At 74.0% G+C, this 19,897-nt stretch carries 14 protein-coding genes; 6 read left to right on the top strand and 8 right to left on the bottom strand.

What is annotated here, in order from left to right; translation table 11 throughout:
* Positions 1-112 precede the first annotated feature (112 nt).
* Positions 113-1,417, top strand: a complete 1,305-nt coding sequence (locus WMF14_RS41590; RefSeq protein WP_437795799.1) for a serine/threonine protein kinase — start codon at positions 113-115, stop codon at positions 1,415-1,417.
* Between the two features lie 489 nt (positions 1,418-1,906).
* On the opposite strand, the gene orn is transcribed toward WMF14_RS41590, so the two are convergent.
* A complete protein-coding gene (gene orn, locus WMF14_RS41585; RefSeq protein ID WP_272102375.1) occupies positions 1,907-2,470 on the bottom strand; it encodes an oligoribonuclease in 564 nt (187 codons plus the stop codon).
* Positions 2,471-2,591: 121 nt separating this feature from the next.
* Between orn and WMF14_RS41580 the strand changes: the two genes are divergently transcribed.
* A complete protein-coding gene (locus WMF14_RS41580) occupies positions 2,592-3,824 on the top strand; it encodes an acetyl-CoA C-acetyltransferase (protein WP_437795797.1) in 1,233 nt (410 codons plus the stop codon).
* The gene (locus tag WMF14_RS41575; RefSeq protein ID WP_437795795.1) at positions 3,821-4,933 is read left to right on the top strand and encodes a cation diffusion facilitator family transporter; all 1,113 of its coding nucleotides are present in this window, start codon (positions 3,821-3,823) and stop codon (positions 4,931-4,933) included. The genes WMF14_RS41580 and WMF14_RS41575 overlap by 4 nt, the downstream gene beginning before the upstream one ends.
* Before the next feature lie 182 nt (positions 4,934-5,115).
* Here the strand turns inward: WMF14_RS41575 and WMF14_RS41570 are convergent, their stop codons facing one another.
* From WMF14_RS41570 to WMF14_RS41555, 4 genes are all read right to left on the bottom strand, one after another.
* Entirely contained in the window at positions 5,116-6,696 is a 1,581-nt protein-coding gene (locus WMF14_RS41570; protein ID WP_437795794.1) for a hypothetical protein, read from the bottom strand.
* The gene (locus WMF14_RS41565; protein WP_012240257.1) at positions 6,654-7,037 is read right to left on the bottom strand and encodes a hypothetical protein; all 384 of its coding nucleotides are present in this window, start codon (positions 7,035-7,037) and stop codon (positions 6,654-6,656) included. The genes WMF14_RS41570 and WMF14_RS41565 overlap by 43 nt, the downstream gene beginning before the upstream one ends.
* Positions 7,037-9,502, bottom strand: coding sequence for an Hsp70 family protein (locus WMF14_RS41560; RefSeq protein ID WP_437795792.1), 2,466 nt, complete (start codon positions 9,500-9,502; stop codon positions 7,037-7,039). Before WMF14_RS41560 ends, WMF14_RS41565 begins: the two co-directional genes overlap by 1 nt.
* Before the next feature lie 168 nt (positions 9,503-9,670).
* Entirely contained in the window at positions 9,671-10,828 is a 1,158-nt protein-coding gene (locus WMF14_RS41555; RefSeq protein WP_437795789.1) for a CAP domain-containing protein, read from the bottom strand.
* 124 nt (positions 10,829-10,952) lie between these two features.
* Between WMF14_RS41555 and WMF14_RS41550 the strand changes: the two genes are divergently transcribed.
* The 3 genes from WMF14_RS41550 (at position 10,953) to WMF14_RS41540 (ending at position 15,191) form a co-directional block, all read left to right on the top strand.
* Positions 10,953-12,425 (top strand): MlaD family protein, encoded by a 1,473-nt coding sequence (locus tag WMF14_RS41550; RefSeq protein WP_272102381.1) that lies wholly within the window; start codon positions 10,953-10,955, stop codon positions 12,423-12,425.
* A 110-nt stretch (positions 12,426-12,535) separates the two neighbouring features.
* The gene (locus WMF14_RS41545) at positions 12,536-14,167 is read left to right on the top strand and encodes a multiheme c-type cytochrome (protein ID WP_437795787.1); all 1,632 of its coding nucleotides are present in this window, start codon (positions 12,536-12,538) and stop codon (positions 14,165-14,167) included.
* Positions 14,168-14,273: 106 nt separating this feature from the next.
* On the top strand, positions 14,274-15,191 hold the full coding sequence (locus tag WMF14_RS41540; RefSeq protein WP_437795784.1) for an alpha/beta fold hydrolase: 918 nt from the start codon (positions 14,274-14,276) through the stop codon (positions 15,189-15,191).
* Positions 15,192-15,422: 231 nt separating this feature from the next.
* Here the strand turns inward: WMF14_RS41540 and WMF14_RS41535 are convergent, their stop codons facing one another.
* The 3 genes from WMF14_RS41535 to WMF14_RS41525 form a co-directional block, all read right to left on the bottom strand.
* Positions 15,423-17,435, bottom strand: coding sequence for a hypothetical protein (locus WMF14_RS41535; protein WP_437795782.1), 2,013 nt, complete (start codon positions 17,433-17,435; stop codon positions 15,423-15,425).
* Positions 17,436-17,546: 111 nt separating this feature from the next.
* Positions 17,547-18,152 carry a hypothetical protein gene (locus WMF14_RS41530; RefSeq protein WP_272102385.1) on the bottom strand — a complete coding sequence of 202 codons (606 nt, stop codon included), beginning with the start codon at positions 18,150-18,152 and terminating at the stop codon, positions 17,547-17,549.
* A gap of 84 nt (positions 18,153-18,236) precedes the next feature.
* On the bottom strand, positions 18,237-19,853 hold the full coding sequence (locus tag WMF14_RS41525; RefSeq protein WP_437795779.1) for an AMP-binding protein: 1,617 nt from the start codon (positions 19,851-19,853) through the stop codon (positions 18,237-18,239).
* Positions 19,854-19,897 lie beyond the last annotated feature (44 nt).

Raw genomic sequence — 19,897 nt, 5'->3', positions numbered from 1 at the left:
CACCGCAGCCAGCATTGAAGAGCGCGTGCCGCGCCGTCCTCTCCCTCTTCTTCTTCCCGCGCGCGAGGCCTGAATCCTCCGTCTCCATCGCGCTGGCCGAGGCGGAGGGGCCATGGTGATCCTGGGGCAGGAGTTCGCGGGCTACACCATCGTCGCGAGCCTCGACTCTCCCGCTCCGGCGGAGGCGTATCGCGCGCTCGACGCGGATGGCCGCGAGGTGACGCTCTATGTCCAGGAGGGCATGGGCACCGACGCCGATGCGTTTCGCGGCGCGCTGGAGAGGCTCCTCTCGCTGTCTGCGGGGGTGCACGGCATCGTGCCTGTGATCGCGGGCGGGATGGCGGGAGACGCGGGGTGGATCGCTGCCCGGCAGAGCGACGATCCTTCGGTGGAAGATCTGCTGCCCCGGCTTCGCTCCGTCGCGTACGAGCTCGTCGTCGACGTCGCGCGGACGCTCGGCGCGGCGCACGCGCTGGGGCTCTCGCACGGGGATCTCGGCCCGCACACGGTGGTGGTCACCGGTCAAGGCGCCGCTGTCCTGAGGGCGTTCGGGCTGCACCTGCTGTTCGGGGCGCCCGAGGACGCCATGGCGGACGCGGCGCGGTACCGGGCGCCGGAGCTCTTCGACTCGCGTGCGATCGATGAACGAACCGACGTCTACGGGCTCGGGATGCTGCTGTATTGCCTCCTCGGGGGTCAGCGCCCGTTCGACGGCCGCGACGATCTGGATGTGTGCGCGCTCGACGAGGTGCCGCCGCCGCTCGAGGGGGTGTCGGCCCAGGTGAACGAGGCGCTGACCCGGGCGCTCGCCAAGGACCCTGACGCGCGATTCCAGACGGTCCACGAGCTCATGGCCGCCGTGCGGCCGCTGCTCGTTGCCGCGGCGCCGCTCGCGGGGGGCGCTCCGCCGCCGAGGGCGGCGCGCCCGCAAGCAGCGGCGGCCCCGTCGCTGCAGGAGTCGGCGCCGGATACGGAGCGGAGCGTGCCCGCTCCGGCGTCCCGCAACACGCTGCCCACCGGGACCTTCCCTCCGGAGGCCATGCGGCACCCCGTCGTCGAGATCGCCGCACCGCGCTCGCGCAACAACGTCCTGCTGGCCGGTGGAGCGCTGCTGCTCGTCGCGTTGACGAGCGCCGCCGTCGCGGTGCCGTTGAGCTCGTACATCGCCCAACGGGGGACACCGCTCCCGCCGGCCGAGCCGCCGGCGCACGCAAGTGATTCACATCGCGATGAGTCGACAGCCTCACCGGCACAGTGCGACCCCGGCGCCTCGGAGGCGGTGGGTCCTTCCGTCGAGGCGCCGGTGACGAAGTCCGGGGCGACGCACCGTGTCGAGCCGGCCCCGCTGGTCGCGACTCCGGCCGTGGAAGCCAAGGGCAGCCCCGGGCCACGGTGGTACGGCGACCAGCTTTTCTAAGGCAATGCCGCAAGTCCGGTAGCAAACGACACCCCGGCGGATTGGGGCCGCCGGGGTGTCTACGCCGCAGACCTCGTGCCGGAGGCCTGGACGCATGGCTACCCTACTAAAAGCATTGCCTCGATCGATCGTATTTTCTCACTTCGCGGAGAATTTTTCTTCGATTGCCAGCAGAGCCGCCTTTTCAGCCGGATTTCGGAGGGCGGGGTGCCGGACGAACCGACCGAGGTTGAGGTAACGGGCGGGCGAACCGACCGAGGTTGAGGTGCCGGAGGGCCGAACCGACCGAGGTTGAGGTAACGGGCGGGCGAACCGACTGAGGTTGAGGTGCCGGAGGGCCGAACCGACCGAGGTTGAGGTAACGGGCGGGCGAACCGACCGAGGTTGAGGGAACCGACCGAGGTTGAGGACGCCAGCGAGCGGGGACGCTGAACCGCAAGCCCAAGGACGCGGGCGGCCCTCAGACTCCCCTCGGCGCTCCGCGAGCGCTCAGCGGAGCTCGTTCCCAGGGAGCGGCTGGAACACGCTCGCCCGGTACCACCTGAGCTCCTCGATCGACTCGCGGATGTCGTCGAGCGCGCGGTGGATCTCGCGCTTCCTGGGCGCGGCGCGCGTCGGGTACCAGCGGCGCACGAGCTCCTTGAGGGTCGAGACATCCACGATGCGGTAGTGCAGGAAGGAGAGGAGCTCCGGCATGTAGCGCTGCAGGAAGGCGCGGTCCTTCCACACGGAGTTGCCGCACAGCACGGCCGTTCCCTTGTCGCAGTGCGCCTCGAGGAACGCCCGCGTCTGGGACTCCGCGTCGCCGACCGAGAGCGTGGACGCGCGGATGCGCTCGAGGAGCCCCGAGCGCTCGTGGAGATCGCGGACGAAGTCGCTCATCCCCGCGAGGACGCTCTCCGGCTGGTGGATGACGAGGCACGGCCCCTCGGCGACCACGGTCAGGTCGGGCTCCGTGACGATGGTCGCGATTTCCACGATCGCACACGAGCTCTCGTCGAGCCCCGTCATCTCGAGATCGACCCACACCATGCGCTGCGACCGGTCCGTCATCGGCCGCGAGCATAGCCGATCCGCGCCGGCTCCGGTCCACCGAGACTCGGCGCGACCGAGGCTGCCCCGGGAACGGACGGTGTGCTAAGCACGGGCCGGACATCGGGCTCGGAGGCCTGTCATGCGAGACGTCTTCATCGTGGATGCCGTTCGCACGCCGCGCGGCCGAGGCAAGGCGGGCAAGGGAGCGCTCTCGGGCGTGCACCCGCAAGAGCTCCTCGCGCAAACGCTCAATCGCCTCGCCGCGAAGACCGGCATCCGCAAGCAGGACGTCGAGGATGTGGTCGTCGGGTGCGTGACGCAGGCGGGCGAGCAGGGGGCGTGCATCGCGCGCACCGCCATCCTCGCGGCCGGCTGGCCGGACGCCGTGACCGGCGTGACCGTCAACCGCTTCTGCGGCTCGGGCGCGCAGGCGGTGAACTTCGCGGCGATGGGGGTCATGTCCGGCCAGCAGGAGGTCGCCATCGGCGGCGGCGTCGAGAGCATGTCGCGCGTGCCGATGGGCTCGGACGGCGCGCCCCTCGACGGGAACAACCTCGCCCTCCGCAAGAAGCTCGCGATGGTCCCGCAGGGCATCTCGGCGGACCTCATCGCCACGATCGAGGGCTTCTCGCGCGAGGACGTCGACCGCTTCGCGCTGGAGAGCCAGCGCAAGGCCGAGCGGGCGGCGGGCGAGGGGCGCTTCGCGAAGAGCCTCTTCACGGTCGTCGATCTCGACGGCAAGCCGCTGCTCGACAGGGACGAGCACCCGCGCGCCGGGGCGACGATGGAGGCCCTCGCGAAGCTCGAGCCCGCGTTCGCCAGCCTCGGGTCGACGCCGATGGGCCCCGCCGGCGAGACCGTGGATGCGCTGGCGCTGGCGCGCTATCCGCAGGTGGCGTCGATCCAGCACGTCCACACGGCGGGCAACTCGAGCGGCATCGTGGACGGGGCGGCGGTCGTGCTGCTCGCGTCCGGCGACTACGTGAAGGCGCACGGGCTCGCCCCGCGGGCGAGGATCCGCGCCACGGCGACGGCCGGCGCCGAGCCGGTGATCATGCTGACGGCCCCTGCGCCCGCGTCGGAGCGCGCGCTCAAGAAGGCGGGCATGCAGGCGCGCGACGTCGATCTCTGGGAGATCAACGAGGCGTTCGCGGCGGTGCCGCTGCAGACGGCGCGCAAGCTCGGCATCGACCTCGACCGCGTCAACGTGAACGGCGGCGCGATCGCGCTCGGGCACCCGCTCGGCGCGACCGGGGCCTGCCTGATCGGGACGGCGCTCGACGAGCTGGAGCGCGCCGGCAAGGCGACCGCGCTGATCACGCTGTGCATCGGCGGAGGGATGGGCGTGGCCACCATCATCGAGCGGGTGTGAGCCGCTCCGGCGCGGTGATGGAGGTGCGCGATGAGCACGAGAGCGCCTCTCACGAGCACCAGCACGGGCGCGGCGCTCGACGCGGCGAGGGGCACGATCACGGGCATCACCACGCTCCGGGGAGCGATCACGGCCACGACCACGACCACGGCGACCCGCACCACCATGACCACGGCCACGATCTCCGGCGCGCGCCGCTCCGCCGGCTGATCGCGGCGTTCGCGCTCACGGCGTCGTTCCTGGTCGTCGAGGCGGCGGTCGGGTGGTGGTCGAAGAGCCTCGCCCTGCTGGCCGACGCGGGCCACATGCTCGCGGACGCCGCGGCGCTCGGCATCGCCATCATCGCCCAGCGCATCGCGGCGCAGGCGCGGACGCGCGAGCGGACGTACGGATTCCGGCGCGCGGAGGTGCTCGCGGCCTTCGCCAACGGCGTCGCGCTCGCGCTGACGGCGATCTGGATCTTCATCGAGGCGGCCCACCGCTGGCACGCGCCCCAGGCGGTGCACGCCGAGGCGCTGGCGATCACCGCGGCGCTGGGGCTCATCGTGAACGTGGTCGCGGCGCTGCTGCTCTCGACCGGCGAGCACGGGCACAACATCAACACGCGGGCCGCGCTGGCGCACGTGGTGTCGGACGCGCTCGGCTCGATCGGCGCCATCGCGGCGGGCGTGCTCATCCTCTCCTTCGGCTGGACGCGGGCCGACCCGGTGATCAGCGCGGCCATCGGCGCCCTCGTGCTCTGGGGCGGCTGGCGGCTCGTGCGCGACACGTCCCGCGTGCTCATGGAGGGCAGCCCGATCGAGATCGATCTCGCCCACGTCGAGGACACCATCCGGAGCGTGCCCGGCGTCGTCGACTTCCACGATCTGCACGTCTGGTCGATCTCCGACGGATTCAACGTGCTCACCGTGCACGTGGTCCTCGCCAAGGGGCACCACGGAACGAACGTGGCCGCCGCTGTGGCCCGGCGGCTGCGCGAGAAGCACGCGCTCAACCACTGCACGATCCAGCCGGAGCCGCTCCAGGAAGAGCACCTGGTGACGCTCAGGCGGCCGGGCGCCGAGGCGCCGCGCGGGGACGGGCCCGCGGGCGACCGGAGCGGCGCTTAGAGCGGCGGTCACCCGCGTCGGATACGGGCCCATCTCGACGTTTTCGGTGCTCAGCGCACCGGAGTGCGCTTCCGCGCCGAAAACGCCGATCTGGGCCCGTCTCCTGTGCGGGTGACCGCCGCTCGGCGACGCGTGGTTCAGGGGGGCTGAGCGCCGCTCTAAATCGGGCTCTCCGCTCCGCGTCAGACGCCGCACTCGACGTTGCCGCGCTGGAGCCCCGTGAGGCGCGAGTCGCCGAGCGCCTCGGCCTCGGCGAGGAGCCAGCGGAACATCCCGTTCGCGATCGCCCGCTCCTTGCGCGTGTTGAACAGCCAGACGGCGGCGTGGCACACGTCGGCGTGCAGCTTGGGGAACGCGAGGCGGCGGAACTCCGTGCCGACGAGCACCGCCGCGGCCTCGTACTGCGCGCGCAGCGAGGTCCACTCGCGCCACTCCGAGAGCGGCGGGAGCTCGCGCCGCTCGTCGACGCGGCGGCGCAGGGCGTCGCACGCGATCTCCACCTCGGACAGGAGCTCGTCCCGGAGGCGCCGGTGCGTGCGGCCGATGGTCGCGCCGAGGTCGTCCCACGCTTCGCGCGGCACGCGCGCCGCGCGCAGCGTCGCCGCGAGATCCTCCTCGACCGCGCGCGCGAGCGGGCCGAGCGCCGCCTGCGCCCCCGAGGCGCCGAGCGACGCCGCCCGCTCGCGGAGCTCGGCCTGCGCGCGCTCGTCGTCGAGCGCCGCGTCCCACGCGCCGCCGAGCCGCCTGAGGTCGTCGCCCGAGACCTGGCCCCGAGGCCGGAGCAGAAGCGCGGCGTGGAGCAGCACCGCCCGGCTCCACAGGTCCCCCTCGGCGACCTTCGCGGCGCAGGGCTCGGGCGCCTCCGGCTCCGGGCGCGGCGCGCCCGCGCCCGCGGCCAGGGCGCGGCGCACGAGCGGGAGCGTGGCGCGGCGGCGGGGCGCGATGAGCCAGCGCAGCCAGAGCTCGAGCGCCCCTGGCGCGGGCTCCTCGCCGAGCAGCCGCGCGGCGACCGCGCCGAGCAGCGACAGCGCCCGGCCGCCCCCCACGCACGCGTGCGCGGACACGGCCGCCCAGTCGCCGCGGGAGGCCGCCTCGGCGGCGAGCCAGCCCGCGGCGATGCGGCGGGCCTCGCGGGGGCACGCGCGCTCGTCCAGGCTGGCGACGCTGTCGAAGAGCGCCCGCGCGCCCTCCACGTCCCCGCGGTGCGCCGCGAGCATCGCGCCCGCGGCGATCCCCGCGCCGCGCAGCGGAACGGCGCTCGGCGACGTCGGAGACGGCGCAGGCCCCGCGCCGATGCGCTCGCCGCCGCGCTCGATCCGCTCGCTGACCCAGGCCTCCACCGCGGCGTCCGGCTTCCGCGCGCGGCAGAGCGCCCACGCGGCCGCGAGCGCCGCGCCGCCGCGCCGGTCGGCGCGAAAGGTCCAGTCCGACAGCCACGCGACGCAGTACGCGGCGCGCGGCAACCCGAGCGGGATGATCACGTGGCGAGCGAAGGGCCAGGGCGCCATGAGCACCGCGAGCGGCGCGAGCGGCAGCGCGCACCAGAGCTGACCCGAGGCGAGCGCGAACGCGATCGGCACGAGGACGATCACCACGACGGTGTTCCAGTGGCCCAGGCCGAGCATCGGGGGGCGCGGCGGCGCCGAGGGCGTGGCCTTCCGCGCGGCAGCCTCGCTGATCACCCGCGCGAGGAGGGCGAGCACCAGGAGGCCGCCCCAGTTCATCGCGCCCTCCAGCCGAGCGCGGACAGCGCCTCGGGCCACGGCGCGCGCGGATCCTCCCCGGGCGGCTCCGGCGGCGGCAGCTCGCCGAGATCGTCGTCGAGGTCGTCCTTCGGCGGGGGCCTCGGGTCGAGCCGCGCCCAGACCTCGTGCGCCAGGCGGCGCTCCGGGTCCCGCAGCGCCGCCATGGCCTGCCGCACCTTGTCGGCCGTCCGCGCGCCGGGGCCGACCGGCGTCGGGTACGTCGCGGCGCTCGCCAGCTTGAGCTCGAGCATCCCGAGCAGCTTCTGCCCCTCGCGCTCGATCTCCGCGCGGCTCGCGCTCGGGCGCAGGCCGAGCACGTAGAACGGGTTGTCGCGGATGCGGCCGAGCGCGTCGTCCATCACCGCACCCCGGACTCGTGGCCGAGCCTGCGCTTCTGCGCGTCGACCGGCAGGAGGCGCCAGAGCTCCTCGGTGATCGTCCGGAGCGCCGCCGTGTCGCCGCGCCCCGCCGCGCCGCGCCCGTCGCGCACGAGCCGCTGCGCGCGGACCAGATCCGAGGCCTGGTGCGCCTCGGAGGCGGCGTCCTCGAACATCCACTCCCACGCCTTCGGGTGGCGGTGGAACGCCGCGCTGCTCAGGTTGCGGACCAGGCGGAGCTGCCGCTGCAGCTCGACCTGGTTCTTCTCGGCCCGCGCCCGCGCCACGCCCTGCGCGGCCTCCTCGAGGAGCGCCTTCTCGGTGCTCGAGCCGAGCTGGGAGATCCACGTCGACGCGTTCGCGACGGCGGCCTGGGCCTCGGCGTCGAGCTCCGGCCAGCGCTTGTCGGCCTCGGCCTGCTCGAGCAGGACGTCGAGCTCGAGCAGCGCGCGCCGCGCCTTCTGCCCCGCGTCGGCGTCGCCGCCGCGCGCCGCGGCGGCGTCGCGCTCCACCTCGGCGAGCGCGCACTCCACGTACGTGACCTTGCCGAGCGCGTGCGGCGCGTCCCTGCGCAGGGCGGCCTGGCGCACCGCCGCGAGCCGCTCGCGCATGGCCGCGAGCGAGGCGTCGAGCACCTCCGGCGCCGCCTCCGGGACGAGGAGGTGCGCGACGCGCTCGAACACGAGCCCCTGCGACGGGATCAGCGCGCGCGCCGAGAGGTGCCCGCCCCGATCGAGCTCGAGCGTCAGCTCGATCGCCGAGCCCGCGGGCAGGGTCGCGGTGAGCCCGCTCCCGTCGATCTCGAGCGCCCCGACCACGCGGCAGAGGTGCGCGACGTCGAGCTCGCCCTGCACGACGGGGATCTTCAGCACGCACGCGCTGGAGCCCTTCGGGACGCTCTCCACGCTGTGGTGCACGAACGTCCGCCGGGCCGGCAGCGGCGCGCCCCGCTCGAAGTAGACGCGCACGGAGTTGTCCGCGAGCGCGACCCCGATCGTGCGCGACAGCGGCGGATCGCCGATCGTGAGCCCCTGGACGATCGTGATCGTCTGCGGGTGCACCGGCACCCTCGCGCCGCCGGCCGCGCTCGCCTCGATGTTGAAGACGTTCGGCCGGCGCGGGAGCAGGTCGACGGTCACCACGAACGCCCCCTCGGCGTCGAGCGGGGCCTCGGCGCTCGTCCACCCGTCGCCCTCGCGCGCGAGCCGGATCCGCTCGGGCGCGGCCCCCGGCCCCTCCATGACGCGGCCGACCACGTGGGGCGTGAGATCGCTCGACATGGCCGGGTACTGGAGCCACAGCCGGCGACCCTCCTCCTTGGATCGCGCGCCCGCGGAGGAGGCCCGCGCGTCGAGCCCCGCCGTCGCCGCGTAGATCGAGGCGCCCTGCGCGACGAGGGTCATCGGGTCGAGCCCCTCGCCGAAGGGCGCGCCGAGCGCCTCCCGGACGCGCTCGCGCAGCGCCGGCATCACGGTCGGCCCGCCCACGAGCACCACGCGCGCGAGCTGCGATGCATCGAGCCCGTGCGCCGCGAGCAGCCGCCGGCACACCTCGATCGAGCGGTCGATGATCGGCGCGCAGAGCGCGTCGAGCGTGGACCTCCGCAGGACAAGGTCGACGTCGACGGGCGCGCCGTCCACCTCGAACGCCGCGGGCACCGCGAGCGCCGCCTCCTCGGCGCGGGTGAGCTCGATCTTGATCTCCTCGACCGCGAGCTTGAGCTTGCGGAGCGCGGCGGCGTGCCGCGGGTCGGCGCGGCTCACGGTCGCGCCCTGGGTGCGCGCGATCTCGGCGAGCGCCCAGTCGACGATCGCCCAGTCGAAATCGCGCCCGCCGAGGAAGTTGTCGCCGTCGTGCCCGACGACGCGCAGCAGCCCGTCGCGCGTCTCGAGCAGGGAGACGTCGAACGTCCCGCCGCCGAGGTCGTAGACGAGCCAGCTGCCCGTGGACTCCTCGGCCGTCCAGCCGGCGGCCAGCGCCGAGGCCACAGGCTCCTGGATCAGCTCGACGCGCTCGAACCCCGCCCGCCGCGCCGCCTCCGACGTCGCCGCGCTCTGGGGAAGCTCGAAGAGCGCGGGCACGGAGATCACCGCCGAGGCCGGCAGGACCCCGAGGTGCTCCGCGACGTCGGCGCGCAGGGAGCGCAGCACCTCGGCGGCGAGCTCCTCGGGCTTCTTCGCGACCTTCGCCGCCGCGAACTCGATCGGCTGGGCCGTCCCCATCAGCCGCTTGAACTCAGCGCGGGTGTTCTGCGGATCGCTCTCCAGGAACCGGCGCGCGCGCGCGCCGACCGTGATCGTCCCGCGCGCGTCGATCCGCACGACGCTCGGGGTGAGCGTCGCGCCCTGGGAGTTCCTGACGAGGGTGACCTTCTCGCCGTCGAAGGCGGCGGCGGTCGAGTTCGTGGTGCCGAGGTCGATGCCGACGTAAAGCGGGCGTGCAGCCATCGCTCGCAAGGATACACGCGCGGAACGGCGGCCGCCCGGTGAGGCACGGAACACGCCCGGCGAAGCGCCCGCGTGGCGCCTCGCCGCGGGCGCCCGCTCGCCGCGAGGCGCGTCCGCCCTCGGGGTACGGGGACAGCGTACGTCGGCGCAGCGCCGCGGCGCCCGCGGTCACCCTGCGAACAGCTGTGTCACCCAGACCCGGCCGCTCGGGTCGCGCACGACCGCCGCGCCGGTCCTCCGGTAGCGCGGGTCGAGCAGGTTGCCCCGGTGCGACGGGCTCGCCCAGATCGCGCGGTGCGCTCCCTCGGTCGTGCCCGAGCTGGCCACGTTCTCCCCGGCGATCGTCGCCTCGTACCCGGCCGCCCTGAGGCGCGCCGCCGGATCGCCCGAGCCCACGTCGTGGCCCACCATCTTCGCCTTGATCATCTCCTCGGAGTGCGCCCGCGCCAGCGCGGCGAGCGCCGCGTCGCGCGCGAGCGCGGGCAGGCGCTCCGACGCCCGCGCGGCGTTCATCATCCGCAGCATCGCGTCGTCGTCGCCCTGCGCCCCCTTCGCGGCCTCCTCGCCAGGCGCCGCCGCGCGGACGAACCGGCCCGGTGGAGCGCTCCCCGCGAAGATCATCGCCTCCAGCACGGGCCTCGGCCCTGTCGACACCGTGGCCAGCACCTGCACGAGCCAGCTCCCCGGCTGGTCGACCGCGAAGCTCGAGCGGAACCGCGCGCCCGACAGGGAGCTCAGCACCGTCTTGGGCGCGCCCCGCGGCCCCAGCAGCACCACCTTCGCCGCGGTCGCCGGGACCCGCATCATCCCTTCGAGGGTCACCCATTGCCCCACCCGCGCGGTCGTCGGCAGCGGCGACAGATCCGCGAGCGCGTCCACCCCGATCGCGGCCACGATCACCGTCCCGTCCGGCTTTTTCGCCTGGGCCACCCCACATCGCCGCACCCCGAGGGTGGGCCAGCCCGAGAGCCACCCGTCGATCCGCGCCCCGATCTCCGCCGGCCCGAGCCCTTGGCCGGAGATGGACCATCCCCTCGGCCAGGCGTGCGGCGCGCCGGCGGCGCGCAGGGTGAACGCGAGCTCGTCGGGCGGCATGATCTCCCCGCCCTGGAGCTGCCGCTCGACGTTGCGCTGGGCGACGGCGGCGAGCGCCGTGTCCGCGCTGCCGCAGCGCGCCGCGAGCGCGGCGATCTCCGGCGAGACCGCCCTCGGGGGCTGTGGCGAGCGCGTCGTCGCCTCCCACGTGAGCGCCGGCGGCTCCGCTGCCGCCGCGCCCGCGGAGGCGAGCGCCGCGCCGAGCACCCCGCTGGCCCACCATGACCGCATTCGACTCGGCTAGCAGGTTTCCCGCCCCGGCGCTCGTTCACCTGCGTTCCCCGCATCCACCTGCGTCGCCGCGAAAGCCGCGCATTCCCGCGGGCGGCTCGTGCTACCGTGGCCGTCGCGCAGCATGGCTGAGGTCTCCAAGGCCGCGAAGGTCGGCGTGATGACGATCGTGCTCGCGGGCGCGGCCTACGGCGGCTACCGCTTCGTCTCGCGCGACGTCGGCGGCGGGAGCGGCTACCGGGTCTGGGCCACGCTGCCCGACGCGATCGGCGTATCGCCGCAGTCGCGGGTGATGATCTCGGGCATCCAGGTCGGCGTCGTCGACAAGATCTCGCTCTACAACGGCCAGGCGCGCATCGACATCAAGATGAGCCCCGACGTCCCGCTCTACGAGGACGCGGCCATCGGCAAGCGCGCGACGAGCCTCATCGGCGAGTCGTTCGTCGTGCTCTCGCCCGGCACCGAGGGCAAGCCGCGCATCCCCGACGAGGGGAGGGTCCTCTATTACATCGACGAGCCGACGATCCAGTCGATGCAGGGGCAGGTCGCCGAGATCCTGAAGGACGTCAAGACGGTCACCGAGACGCTGAGGAACACCGTCGGCTCCGAGAACGGGCAGGAGCGGCTCGCCCAGATCCTCGACAACCTCGCCGAGGTCACCGAGCAGATGAACGCGACCGTGCGCGAGAACCGCGCCGGCGTCACGCAGACGATCAACAACATCAACCAGATCACCGGCGAGTCCGGCCCGCGCCTGCGGGAGATCCTGCGCAACGTCGAGCAGGTGACCCGCGACATCCGCACGATGACGGCCGCGGCCGAGGTGCCCGGCCGGAACGGCCAGCCCGGGGAGCTCCGCAGCGCCGCGGAGCGCGTGGGCCGCGCGACCGAGAGCCTCGAGTCGGCGCTGAAGCACGTGGACAGCGTCGCCGCGCGCGTCGACCGCGGGGAGGGGACGCTCGGCCGCATCACCCGGGACGAGACGCTGATCAACGAGGTCGAGACGGTCGTCGAGAACGTCGGCGAGCTCGTCGGCGGGCTCAGCCGGTTCCAGACCGTGGTCGGGCTGCGGACCGACTACAACTTCCTGGCGAACACCATCAAGAGCTACGTCGAGCTCAGGCTCCAGCCGGCGGAGGACAAGTACTACGTCGTCGAGCTGGTGAACGACCCGCGCGGCAAGACGGACTTCCAGCAGATCGACATCGACACGACCAACCCGAACGAGCCCGCGCACTACCGCGAGGTCCGCACGATCACGACGAACGCCTTCCGGTTCTCGTTCCAGTTCGCGAAGCGGCTCGGCCCCTTCACGGGCCGGTTCGGCATCAAGGAGTCGACGGGCGGCCTCGGCCTCGATCTCCACCTGCTCGACGATCGGTTCGAGCTCCGCCAGGACCTCTTCGGCTTCGGCGAGGAGCTGTCGCCGCGCTGGCGCGTCGCGCTCGCGTACGAGTTCATCCGCAAGCTGTGGCTGCTCGGCGGGATGGACGACATCCTGAACGCCGATCGCCGGGATTACTTCATCGGCCTGCAGCTCCGGTTCAACGACGCGGACCTGAAGACGGTCCTGCCCTTCGCGCCGTCGAGCTTCTGAGCGCGCCCCCGCCCTCTCGGCGCGGCCCCGGCGGTGCGCACGAGCCCCTGTGCTATAGCGCGAGCATGAAGCGCTCGCTTCTTCGTGAAGTGCGTCGCGGATACGCGCTCTTGATCCCTCTCGCCGCGATCTCGGCGGCGGCCTTCGCTTCGGCCTGTCAGGGGTGCAAGCTCCCTGCGACGGCCGCGGTGACCGCGGACGCGGACGTGGACGCGAACGCGAACGTCAACAGACCGACGGTGCGCCTCTACGTGCTCAGCACCGTGGCTGGCGCGCTGGAGCCGTGCGGCTGCACGAAGGATCAGCTGGGAGGCATCGACCACCTCGCCGCCCTCATCGAGGCCCAGCGCGGCGAGGCCCCGGATCGGCTCGTTGTCGGCGCGGGGCCGCTGCTCTTCACGGACCCCGAGGTGAAGCCGGAACGCTCCTCGCAGGACGCGTGGAAGGCCGAGGCGATGGCGCTGGCGGCGAAGGAGGTCGGGCTGACGGCGTGGGCGCCCGGCGAGAACGACTGGGCGCTCGGCGCGGAGGCGCTCGGCAGGTACCAGGAGCAGTCCGGGGCGGCGCTGCTCGGCAAGAACCTCGAGGGCGCGAAGGGCGTCCAGGGGGTCGTCGTGCGCGACGTCTCCGGCGTGAAGGTGGGCCTCATCGGCGTGAGCGACCCGAAGGGCCGCGCCGGCGCCTACCCCGACGGCGTCAAGGCCGCCCCGGCGATCGACGCGATGAAGGCGGGCGTCGAGGAGGCGAAGAAGCAGGGCGCGAGCGTCTTCGTGGGGCTCGCGGCGCTGCCCAGGGGCGAGGCGCTGCGGCTCGCGGACAACGTGCCGGAGCTGCACGTGCTGGTGCTCGGCAAGCCGACCGAGCGCGGCGACGGCAACGACGGCCCGAAGCCGCCGGAGATCATCGGGTCGACGCTGGTCGTGGAGACGCCGAACCACCTCCAGTCGGTGGCGGTCGTGGATCTCTTCGTCCGAGGCGGCGGCAGCGGCCCGCTCGTGTTCGCCGACGCGGGCGGCGTCGCGAAGGCCGGGGAGCTCATCAGCCTGTCGGAGCGCATCCGGGAGCTCGAGATCCGCCTCAACGGCTGGGAGGGCGACAAGCGGGTCGCGGCGAAGGACGTCGAGGCGCGGAAGGCGGATCTCGAGAAGCTCCGGGCCGAGAAGGCGCAGCTCGAGGCGGCGGAGACGAAGGTGACCGGCAGCTTCTTCCGCTACAGCTCGATCGAGGTGCGCGAGAAGCTCGGGGCCGACAAGGACGTCGCCGGGCAGCTCCTCGCCTATTACAAGCGGGTCAACGACCACAACAAGCAGGCCTTCGCGGATCGCGTCCCCGAGAAGCCGGCGAAGGGCGAGGCCAGCTACATCGGCATCGACGCCTGCACGAACTGCCACGACGAGGAGCGCAAGGTCTTCGACGGCACCGCGCACGCGCGCGCCTACGCCACGCTGCAGCAGGATTTCAAGGAGTTCAACCTGGACTGCGTGAGCTGTCACGTGACCGGCTACGGCAAGCCGGGCGGCTCCACGGTGACGCACAACGCCTCGCTGCAGAACGTGCAGTGCGAGGAGTGCCACGGTCCCGGCTCGCTGCACGCGAAGGATCCCGACAAGAAGGGGCTCATCGTGCTCTCGCCCCCGCCCCAGAGCTGCGTCGCGCAGTGTCACCACCCGCCGCACGTGGAGGGCTTCGATCCCGTGGCCAAGATGCAGCTCATCCTCGGCCCCGGGCACGGCAGGGACTGAAGGAGGGGGCGCGACGGCAGCCCTCTCCTCGTGGTTCTTCTGGTTCTGGGCTGCTTCCGGGCTGCGGCATTCCCGCGCCGATTCGATCGCGCTACGGCATGCGCCTGTGACGAACGTCCACGCCGTCGTCTCCCGCCTTGGCCCGGTCGAGAGCGCGATCCTTGCGGAGCTCACCGCGGGCGCGCCCCCGTTCGCGGTGCACCGCCGCGCCGCGCTGAGCTCGACGCTCCGCTACCTGGAGGGCGGCAACGGCTCGCCGGTGGTCCTCCTGCACGGCCGCGGGAACGCCGCGACGACGTGGTTCCCGCTGCTCCCCGAGCTCGCGCGGCGCCACCGCGTCGTCGCTGTGGATCTGCCGGGCTTCGGCCACGCGTCGTCTCCGCCCTTCGAGGGCGGGGGCTTCGAGGAAGGGCTCCGCTTCTTCGCCGATCCCGTGGAGGAGCTCCTCCTCGAGCTGGATCTCGGCGACGCCGCGCTCGTCGGCCACTCCCTCGGCGCGCTGGTCGCGGCGGAGATCGCGCTCCGCAAGCGCGCGCGCCCGCGGAGGCTCGTGCTCATCGGCGCGATGGGGGTCGGTCCCGTCATGACCGCGTGGAGCCGCGCCTACTTCCGCGCCCCGCCGGAGCGCCTGGTGCGGGTGCTCGGCCCCGCGCTCTTCCGCCGCATCCATCCGCCGCGGCCCACCCCGCTCGGCGAGCGTCTTGCCGCCTTGCACAGCGAGTTTTACGCCGTGCCTGACGGCCGGGTCGCGCCCGTCGCCGCGTTCAACGCGCTGTTCCCCGCCCTCGGCGCCGTTCCCCATCGCCTCCCGCGGCTCGGCGAGATCGACGCGGAGACGCTGGTGCTCTGGGGCGAGCGCGACGACGTGTTCCCGGCGCCGATCGGCATCGCCGCGGCCGCGGCGATCCCCCGCGCCACGCTGCACATGGTGCCGCTCGGGCACGCGCCCCACCTGGAGGATCCGGCGTTCGTCCTCCCGGCGCTCACCGCGTTTCTCTCGGCCGGTGCAGCCTCATCCCCGTAGCCCTCACGCGGTGGCGTGACGCCGCCGCGCCCGTCCAGGATGGGAGGATCGCGGCCCGGGATGGGAGGATCGCGGCCCGGGATGGGAGGATCGTGGTCCGGGATGGGAGGATCGTGGTCCGGGATGGGAGGATCGCGGCCCGGGATGGGAGGATCGCGGCCCGGGATGGGAGGATCGTGGTCCGGGATGGGAGGATCGTGGTCCGGGATGGGAGGATCGCCGTCGAGGGCCTCAGTGCACGCCGCCGACGAGCCACGCCTGCGCCGGGACGAGCACCTCTTCGGGCGAGCCTCCGCCCTGCGACGCCGGGCCGGTCGCGCTGCCGTCTCCCATCGGCGTCATGCGGAACCCGTGGTCGCCGAACACGAGCAGCAGCGTCCGCGGCGGCAGGCTGGCCATGAACCGCGCGACCACGTCGGCGACCTCCTCCGCGATGGCCTCGATCCGCTCGGCGAGCGGCGGACCCGCGGCGCGCAGGCGCGCCTCCACGAGGTCGAGCTTCATCAGCTCGCGCGACCCGACCCGCTCGCGCCGCAGCGTCGCCACCGCGCGCCCGCGGGCGATGGCGGGCTCCGCCTCGCTCGGGGGCATCGTCTCGCGGAGCCCGTCCGGCCCGCGGGCAAGCAGCGAGATCTGCGCCGTGGTCGTCGGCGGCAGCGCCGCCCAGAGCAGCGATCGCTCCACCAGGATGGCCCGATCCATCATCATCTCCCTCAGGTGCGCGGCGACCCGCTCGCCGAGGTCGAAGCGCATCGCGTCCACGAGCAGGAGCTTCACCCCGCGCGCCCCGTTGAGCCGGGCGATGCGGGCGGCGATGTCCGGCGCATCGAACACCATGGGCGGCCGCTTGCCGGTCACGCGCAGCGCCGAGAACGCCTCGCGGTAGCTGTGCTCGAAGCTGGTCCTCCAGCTGTCGACGACGCCGCGCACCGCAGCGTCCGTCTCGCCGGCGAGCGTCGCGCCGAGCAGCGGCGTGTAGTGCGTCGCGAACAGCTGCTCGATGACCCGGACCGGCTTGGGGCCGCGGGCGTTGTCGAGCTCGACGGCGAGCGCGCGCCACTCCGCCGCGCTGAGGACCCGGTCGCGCGGCGCCTTCCGCTCCCGCCGCGCCTCCGGGGGCGCGTCGGCGTCCGCCTGGGCCGCGTCAGCGCTCGGCGCGCTCGGCGCGGCCTCGTGCGCCCCTCGCGGCGGCCTGAGCGTCGTCCCTGCGCCGTGCTCCTCGTGCGGCGCGGCGGGCTCGGCGGCCGGCGCGACCGGCTCGGCGCTGGCGGGCGCCATCGCGGCCGCCTCGTCCGCGGCGGGCGGCGTGCTCGCGCCCGGCGCCCGCGCCGCGACGGCGCCTCTCCCGGCGACGGCCGCCGGCGCGTCCGCGCGGCGGATCCTCGAGGAGCGGGGGGGCAGCACGCCGCGCAGCCGCCCCTCCGTCCGCCCTTCGGCGGAGGCGGTCGACGCAGCGGCTCGGTGCGTCTCGGGGGCCGTCGGCCTGGCCCGGAGCGCCTCGTCCGGGGCTGTCGGCCCGGCCTGCAGCGCGTCGTCCAGCGCTGTCGGTCCGGCCGGGCGCGCGTCGTCCAGCGCTGTCGGTCCGGCCTGGAGCGCCTCGACCGGAGCTCTCGCTGCGGCGCTCGGCTGCGCCGGCCCGACGGGGCGCTCCTCCCCGCGCGCCGCGAGGCTCCGCGCCTGCCCGCGCGGGGACACGGAGGAGATGGCGCCGTACCCGTCGCACGCGCTCCTCTCGACGAGATCCGCGAGGGGCACCGGCGCGAGCACCTGCGCGGACCTGTCGTCCGCGTCGAAGACGAGCGCGACGGGCGCCTCGCGCGCCGCGCCGAGCCAGGCGAGGAGCGTCGCGCTGTCGTCCGGGTGGATCGCGCGCGGCGAGGCTGCGCGCCCGCCCGCGAGGCGCGGCAGGGCGACGGCGAGGCCCGCGGCGCCGAGCGCCCTGGCGCGGAAGATCTGGTCGGCGATCACCACCTCGACCGGCGCGCCTGCCTGGACCCGCGGCGGCAGCGCGCCGCGCAGGGCCAGCGCGAGCTCGACGGCCTCCTCGATCGTCGCGCGGAGCTGCCCGTCGGGCGCCGCGGGGGCGCTCGCCCAGAGGAAGCGCTGTGACCTGAGCTCGCGCTCGGAGTCGGCGCCCTGCCCGCTCGGGGCGAAGCGGGCCGTGCCGCACGGGGGCGCAGGGGGGGACGTTGGTCGGCCCTCCTCGGAGGCGGAGTCGAGGCGGGAGACAGGATCGAGGCGCATCGCGCGGGACCCTCGCAGAGCTCGCGGAAATGGGCCAAGTTTCGGCGAGCGCGCGACCGCCGACCGCGCCGGCCGCGGCATCAGCGGGCCTCGCCCGAGGCCGCGGCGGGCTTAGCGGGACTCGCGCGCGGTCTCGGCCATGAGGGCGAGCAGGGAGCAGGCGATGGCGAACCGGGCGTCGAGTCGCCCCTGGTTCATCGACAGGTCGAGCGTGAACTCCTTCACGAAGAACCGGAACACCTGCTTCACCTTCGCGACCTCCTGCTGGTGGAGCTCGATGTGCCACTTCCCGACGAGGAGCGGGAACATGCGGCGGAGCAGCGCGGCGCCGTCCTCCTGCATCAGCCCGACCGGCTGATCCGCAGGGTCGAGGATGTCCCAGGTGTCGCGGACGATCGATTTGAGCCCGCGCGAGCGGATGGTGCCGACGCGCTCGCCGGTGCGCGCGTCGAGGACGTCGAGGCACCGGTTGAGGGCGATGACCTGCCGCGATCGGATCGTGAGCAGCGGCTGCGACTCCGACTCGTCCGCGAAGAGGGTGAACTCCTCACGCAGCTTGAGCAGCGGGTGCTTGACGAAGCAGACGAGGGAGCCGTCGGGCGCATAGACGTGGAACTTGCGGCCGAGCAGCGACCAGAAAGGCCGCTTGATCGTGTACGTGGGGTGCGAGAACGGTTGAACCGCGAGGCCGCCGTACGCGGCTTGGGCTTGGACCATGGGGCTGGCAGTCTGCATTGGCGTCGAGTAGGCCGGAGCCGAGCGCGTCGGTCAAGCGGCGACTACCGCGTCTCCACCGCGCGTCTACCGCGCGAGCGGGCCGCGCTCATCGACGGCGATCCCCGCGGCGATGGCCTTCACGAGCTCTGGTTTGACGACCTTGCCCATTGCGTTGCGCGGCAGGGCCCGCACGACGATCGACTCGCGTGGGACCTTGTAGGGCGCGAGGCGCTCCTTCGCCCAGGCGCGGAGCGGTCCGGTGGCGCACTCCGCCTCTCGCCCGGGCGCGGCGACGACGACCGCGACGACGCGCTCTCCCCACGCCTCGTCAGGGACGCCGATCACCGCGACCTCGGCGATCGCGCCGTGCTCCCTCAACGCCTCTTCGATCTCGAGGGCGGACAGCTTGTATCCGCCGCTCTTGAGGATATCGACCGAGGTCCGCCCGAGGAGCCGGAAGCACCCGTCGGCGGAGCGCTCCGCGACGTCGCCGGTGCGGAACCAGCCGTCCTGGAAGGCCGCGGCCGTGGCGTCCTCGCGCCCGAGGTATCCCTTGAAGACGCTGGGCCCGCGGATCCAGAGCTCGCCTCGCGCGACCGCGGCGCCGCCGCCCGGCGCTGGCGGGTCGCCCGGCGGTCGTTCCCCCGGCGCCCACGCGTTGCCCGCGTCGTCCGTGATGCGTGCCTCGACGGTCGGCAGCGGGAAGCCGACCCAGCCTGCCCGCCGCGCGCCTGGATCGAGCAGGTTGCTCATGCCGACGCCGATCTCGGTCATCCCGAAGCGCTCGAGCGGGATCGTGCCGGTGAGGTCGCGCCAGCGCTCGGCGAGCGTCACCGGCAGCGCCGCGGAGCCGCTCGTCGCGAGCCGCAGGGCCTGCGCCCCGGCGGCGAAGCCGGGCGCGCCGCCCCGGTCGACGTGCTCGAACAGCCGCTGGTACATGGTCGGCACCGCCATGAACGACGTCACCGAGCGGCGCTCGATCTCGGCGGCGACGCGCCGGGCGTCGAAGCGCGGCAGCATCCTGGTCGCGCCGCCCGCGAGCAGCGACGTCATGAGCGCGATGACGACGCCGTGGAGGTGGTGCAGCGGCAGCGCGTGCAGCAGCATGTCGTGATCCGAGAAGCCCCAGGCCGCGCGCAGGAGCTCCGCCTGCACGGCCAGGTTCCGGTGCGTGAGCAGCGCCCCCTTCGGCTTGCCGGTCGTGCCGCTCGTGTAGAGCAGGAGCGCCGGATCGTCCGCGGCGATGTCGGAGATCGCCGCGTCGCGCCCCGGGGCGGCGCGCTCGAGGTCCTCCACGCGGAGCACGGCGCGGCCCTGCGCGATCGGGGCGGCCACGGCGGCGAGATCGCCGTCGGTGATGATCCGCCGCACGCCGGCGTCGCTCGCGAGCCACTCGAGCTCTGCCGGCGGATAGAGCGCCGACAGCGGCAGCGCGATCCCGCCGGCGAGGAGCGCGCCGAGGAACGCCGAGACCCACGCCGCGCCGGGCGAAACGAGGAGCAGGATCCGCTCCCCCTCCAGCGAGCTCGGGTTATCGACCTCACCCGCGCCGCGCCGCGCGCCGCCGGCGAGCAGCGCGCCGCGGACGCGGAGGGCTCGCTCCAGCAGCGCCGCGAAGGTGGTCTGCCCCCGCTCGTCCTCGACGGCGGTTCGGGCGGACGAGCCGAGCTGCGCGAGCCGTTCGACGAGCGGGGAAGCCATCGCGCGGACTCTCGCACAGCGGAGGTGCGCGGAGCCAGGCCGGT

This window comes from Sorangium sp. So ce693, assembly GCF_051521375.1.
Taxonomy (GTDB): Bacteria; Myxococcota_A; Polyangia; order Polyangiales; family Polyangiaceae; genus Sorangium; species Sorangium atrum.
Note: the sequence above shows the minus strand (reverse complement) of the source record. Positions and strands in the feature narration are given on the sequence as shown.

Excerpts from the sequence above, each read along its gene's own strand:
- WMF14_RS41530 (WP_272102385.1), bottom strand. The coding sequence starts at position 18,152 with ATGGTCCAAGCCCAAGCCGCGTACGGCGGCCTCGCGGTTCAACCGTTC.
- WMF14_RS41560 (WP_437795792.1), bottom strand. The coding sequence starts at position 9,502 with ATGGCTGCACGCCCGCTTTACGTCGGCATCGACCTCGGCACCACGAAC.
- WMF14_RS41580 (WP_437795797.1), top strand. The coding sequence starts at position 2,592 with ATGCGAGACGTCTTCATCGTGGATGCCGTTCGCACGCCGCGCGGCCGA.
- WMF14_RS41525 (WP_437795779.1), bottom strand. The coding sequence starts at position 19,853 with ATGGCTTCCCCGCTCGTCGAACGGCTCGCGCAGCTCGGCTCGTCCGCC.
- WMF14_RS41535 (WP_437795782.1), bottom strand. The coding sequence starts at position 17,435 with ATGCGCCTCGATCCTGTCTCCCGCCTCGACTCCGCCTCCGAGGAGGGC.
- WMF14_RS41590 (WP_437795799.1), top strand. The coding sequence starts at position 113 with ATGGTGATCCTGGGGCAGGAGTTCGCGGGCTACACCATCGTCGCGAGC.
- orn (WP_272102375.1), bottom strand. The coding sequence starts at position 2,470 with ATGACGGACCGGTCGCAGCGCATGGTGTGGGTCGATCTCGAGATGACG.
- WMF14_RS41550 (WP_272102381.1), top strand. The coding sequence starts at position 10,953 with ATGGCTGAGGTCTCCAAGGCCGCGAAGGTCGGCGTGATGACGATCGTG.
- WMF14_RS41555 (WP_437795789.1), bottom strand. The coding sequence starts at position 10,828 with ATGCGGTCATGGTGGGCCAGCGGGGTGCTCGGCGCGGCGCTCGCCTCC.
- WMF14_RS41565 (WP_012240257.1), bottom strand. The coding sequence starts at position 7,037 with ATGGACGACGCGCTCGGCCGCATCCGCGACAACCCGTTCTACGTGCTC.